Origin of the sequence: Curtobacterium sp. B18, from assembly GCF_000333375.1 — a bacterium.
Taxonomy (GTDB): domain Bacteria; phylum Actinomycetota; class Actinomycetes; order Actinomycetales; family Microbacteriaceae; genus Curtobacterium.
On the sequence record NZ_BACZ01000094.1, the window covers coordinates 1 to 4,295 of the forward strand.

Annotated in this window: 3 protein-coding genes and 1 pseudogene; all 4 read left to right on the forward strand. The window is 70.4% G+C overall.

What is annotated here, in order from left to right; all coding sequences use genetic code 11:
- Positions 1-161: 161 nt before the first annotated feature.
- Positions 162-959 (forward strand): hypothetical protein, encoded by a 798-nt coding sequence (locus tag I5E_RS02605; RefSeq protein ID WP_022905615.1) that lies wholly within the window; start codon positions 162-164, stop codon positions 957-959.
- A gap of 56 nt (positions 960-1,015) precedes the next feature.
- Complete coding sequence (locus I5E_RS02610; protein WP_022905616.1) at positions 1,016-2,017, forward strand: daunorubicin resistance protein DrrA family ABC transporter ATP-binding protein; 1,002 nt, start codon at positions 1,016-1,018, stop codon at positions 2,015-2,017.
- On the forward strand, positions 2,014-2,868 hold the full coding sequence (locus tag I5E_RS02615) for an ABC transporter permease (protein ID WP_022905617.1): 855 nt from the start codon (positions 2,014-2,016) through the stop codon (positions 2,866-2,868). The genes I5E_RS02610 and I5E_RS02615 overlap by 4 nt, the downstream gene beginning before the upstream one ends.
- Before the next feature lie 156 nt (positions 2,869-3,024).
- A pseudogene (locus I5E_RS02620) lies at positions 3,025-4,295 on the forward strand (amino acid transporter); the annotation flags it as partial.

Consider the following 4,295-nt stretch of genomic DNA (forward strand, 5'->3'; position numbering starts at 1 on the left):
GCCGGCTCTCGGGGGACTCTGTGCGTGCGTTCAGTCAGTGGTCGTCGGCGCTCCCTAGGGTGGCAGTCCACGGCACCGCTCGACGGCGGGCCGCACGGTCCCGCCGCCGGCGGGACGCACGGCTCCGCCGCTGGCGGTGCGCACCCGAAGGAGCATCGACCATGGGATTCCTCGACCGCCTGCTCGGACGCCCCGAGCGCGACCAGAACGGCGCCGCGCAGCAGAACCAGTGGGGGCAGCCGCAGCAGCAGGGGTACCGCTACGGCCAGCAGTCCTACCAGCAGCCCGCCACGGGCACCCCGGCGACCGGCGACCCGTACGGCACGCCGCAGTGGGGTGGCGGAGCACCCGCGGGTGGCCAAGCGTCGACCGACGACGAGCGCGCGGTCGAGCGCTACCGCTACCTGCTCCGCACGGCGCCGCCGGAGCGCATCGAGGAGGTCCACGCCGAGGCGTTCGCGAAGCTGACGGACGAGCAGCGCCGGATGGTCTTCGACGAGTTCACCCGGTCCGCCCCCGCCGGCGAGGCCCCGCGAGGCGACGACCCGCGGTCGCTGGCCCAGGCCGCGACGCGCTCGGAGATCCGCCAGCCCGGGTTCATGGAGCGCTCGCTCGGTGGTGTCGGGAACGGTCGCGGCGGGATGTTCGGCGGTGCCGGGCAGCGCTCCGGACCCTCGTTCGGCAGCATGATCGGCGCCTCGATCCTCGGCACGGTCGCCGGCTACGTGATCGGCTCCGCCATCATGAGTGCCTTCCTGCCGGACCCCGGATCGTTCGACGGCGGTACCGATGCTGCGGGTGACGGTGGTTCGGAGGACACTGGTGCCGACCCCGGTGACGGCGGAGCGTCCGACGCAGGCGCGTCCGACGGCGGCGGGTTCGACAACGCGGGCTGGGGCGACGGCGGATCCGACTTCGGCGGTGGCTTCAGCGACTTCGGTGGCGACTTCGACGTGTAGCGCGTCGCGGGCGGCACCGACCCACTGACGTGTTCCATGCTCGACAAGGGAGCGACATGGCCATCATCGAAGCCTCCGCGCTGACCAAGACCTACCGATCGAAGTCCGGCCCGGTGCACGCGCTCGCCGGGCTCGACCTCGTGGTGCCGCAGGGGACCGTCAAGGCCCTGCTCGGGCCGAACGGCGCCGGCAAGACGACGACGGTCAAGGTGCTGACCACGCTCATCACGCCCGACACCGGCACGGCGACCATCGACGGGATCGACGTCATCGCCGATCCGCAGGCGACCCGCCGGTCGATCGGTGTGTCCGGGCAGTACGCCGCCGTCGACGAGAACCTCACCGGGTTCGAGAACCTCGAGATGATCGGTCGGCTCTACCACCTCGGCCGCCGGACGGCCCGCGAACGGGCGCGTGAGCTCATCGACGTGTTCGACCTCGCCGAGGCGGGGGACCGCCCCGTGAAGGGCTTCTCCGGTGGGATGCGGCGGCGGATCGACCTCGCCGGCGCCCTCGTGATGAACCCCAGGGTGCTGTTCCTCGACGAACCGACGACCGGCCTCGACCCGCGCAGCCGACTCGCGCTCTGGGGCATCATCGAGGGGCTCGTGGCGGACGGCACGACCGTGCTCCTCACCACCCAGTACCTGGAAGAGGCGGACCAGCTCGCCGACGACATCGCGGTGATCGACGGCGGGACCGTCATCGCCGAGGGCACCTCCGACCAGCTGAAGGCCCAGGTCGGCGGCCACCGCGTCGTCGTGACCCTGGTCGACGAGTCCGACGCCGACGCAGCCACGACCGTCCTCCGCCGCTACGGCGTGGGCGAGGTCGAGGCCTCTGGTGACGGCCGCACCCACGCCGTCGCGGTCGAGGCCGGGCCCTCGGCGCTCCAGCGCGTGCTCGCCGACCTCGGCGACGCCGGCATCGCGCTGCACGACGCCGGCATGCGTCGCCCCACCCTCGACGACGTGTTCCTCCGGCTCACCGGCCACGCCGCGACGGACGACGATGCCGTCGAACCCGCGGCCACCAAGCAGAAGGAGGCGGCACGATGACCGCCACCGCGACCCCCACGGCACTCGGACGCCAGCTGCCCGTCGTCGTCACCTCGCCCGCCGCCGTCTGGTTCGAGGACGGCTGGACGGTCACGAAGCGGAACCTCATCAAGATCAAGCGGTCGCCGGACATGCTCGTGTTCGCCGTGCTGCAGCCGATCATGTTCGTCCTGCTCTTCAGCCAGGTCTACGGCGGCGCGATCCAGGTGCAGGGGACTGACTACACACAGTTCCTGATGGCGGGCATCTTCGCGCAGACCGTCGTGTTCGGCGCCACGTTCTCGGGCTCGGCGATGGCGCAGGACCTCAAGGAAGGGCTCATCGACCGGTTCCGCACGCTGCCGATGTCGGCGTCCGCGGTGCTCGTCGGCCGCACGAACTCCGACCTCGTGCTCAACGGGATCTCGATGGCGATCATGATGCTCACCGGGCTCGCGGTCGGGTGGCGGGTGAACTCGTCGCCGCTCGAGTTCCTCGCCGGCATCGGTCTGCTCCTGCTGTTCAGCTACGCGTTCAGCTGGGTGATGGCGCTGCTCGGCATGAGTGTCAAGACGCCCGAGGTGATCAACAACGCCTCGTTCATGATCCTCTTCCCGCTGACCTTCATCTCGAACGCGTTCGTCCCGAGCGACACGCTGCCGCTCGTGCTGCGGGTGTTCGCGGAGTGGAACCCGGTGTCGTCCCTCGTGCAGGCCGCGCGGGAACTGTTCGGCAACGTCGGCTCGGCGCCCGTGCCGGACATCTGGACGATGCAGCACCCGGTGGTGACCGTCCTGATCGGCATCGCGGTCATGCTCGTGGTGTTCGTGCCGTGGTCGGTGAACAAGTACACGCGGATCAGCTCGAAGTAGGCACGGGCAGGTTCTCCACCGTGTCGACCGGATGTGCGCGTGCGGTCCCCGGGACGGCTTAGCATCGTCTCCGTGACCGCGACAGACGCCGAGCGGGCCGCGGACCACGACGCGACCGAACCTCCCCTCGACCGCAGCACCCGTGTGCGTCGCTGGATGCTGCACGGGGCCGACCAGGGCGCCTCGCACCAGGGGCCGCACCAGGTCGAGGTCGAGAAGACCCACTCGTGGTGGCGCGTCATGTGCCTCACGGGCGTCGACTACTTCTCCACCCTCGGGTACCAGCCCGCGATCGCCGCGCTCGCGGCGGGGCTCCTCTCGCCGATCGCGACGATCGTCCTCGTGCTCGTGACGCTGTTCGGCGCACTGCCGGTGTACCGCCGCGTCGCGCAGGACAGCTTCCGGGGCGCCGGGTCGATCATGATGCTCGAGAAGCTCCTGCCCTGGTGGGCCGGCAAGCTCTTCGTGCTCGTGCTGCTCGGGTTCGCCGTGACGGACTTCATGATCACGATGACGCTGTCCGCGGCGGACGCGACGGCGCACATCGCCGAGAACCCCTTCACACCGCACTGGTTCACCGAGATCCCCGTGCCGCTCACCCTCGCGCTCCTGCTCCTGCTCGGGGTGGTGTTCCTCCGCGGCTTCAAGGAGGCCATCGGCATCGCCGTGGGGCTCGTCGCGGTGTACCTCGTCCTCAACGCGATCGTCGTCGGGGTGTCCCTGTGGCACGTGTTCGAGCACCCGATGGTGGCGAGCGACTGGTGGAGCGGCCTGACCGCCCAGCACAGCAACCCGCTGGTGATGATCGGCATCGCGCTCGTGGTGTTCCCGAAGCTCGCCCTCGGCCTGTCCGGCTTCGAGACCGGCGTCGCGGTGATGCCCCAGGTCCGGGGCGACGCCACCGACGGCGCCGGACCCCGGCCCGAGGGACGCATCCGCGGGACGAAGCGCCTGCTCACCGTCGCCGCCGTGATCATGAGCTCGTTCCTCATCACCTCGTCGATCGTCACGACCTTCCTCATCCCGCAGCAGGAGTTCCAGCCGGGTGGCGGGGCGAACGGTCGTGCCCTGGCGTACCTGGCGCACGAGTACCTCGGCGGGGTGTTCGGCTCGGTGTACGACTTCTCGACGGTCGCGATCCTGTGGTTCGCGGGTGCGAGCGCGATGGCAGGCCTGCTCAACCTCGTGCCCCGGTTCCTGCCCCGCTACGGCATGGCGCCGCAGTGGGCGCGGGCGACCCGGCCGCTCGTCATCATCTTCACGCTGATCGCCTTCGTGATCACGATCATCTTCCAGGCCAACGTCGACGCGCAGGGCGGTGCCTACGCCACCGGCGTGCTCGTCCTCATCACGAGCGCCGCGGTCGCCGTGACGCTGTCGGCCCGGCGCAAGCAGCAGAAGAAGCGGACGATCGGGTCGGCATATCG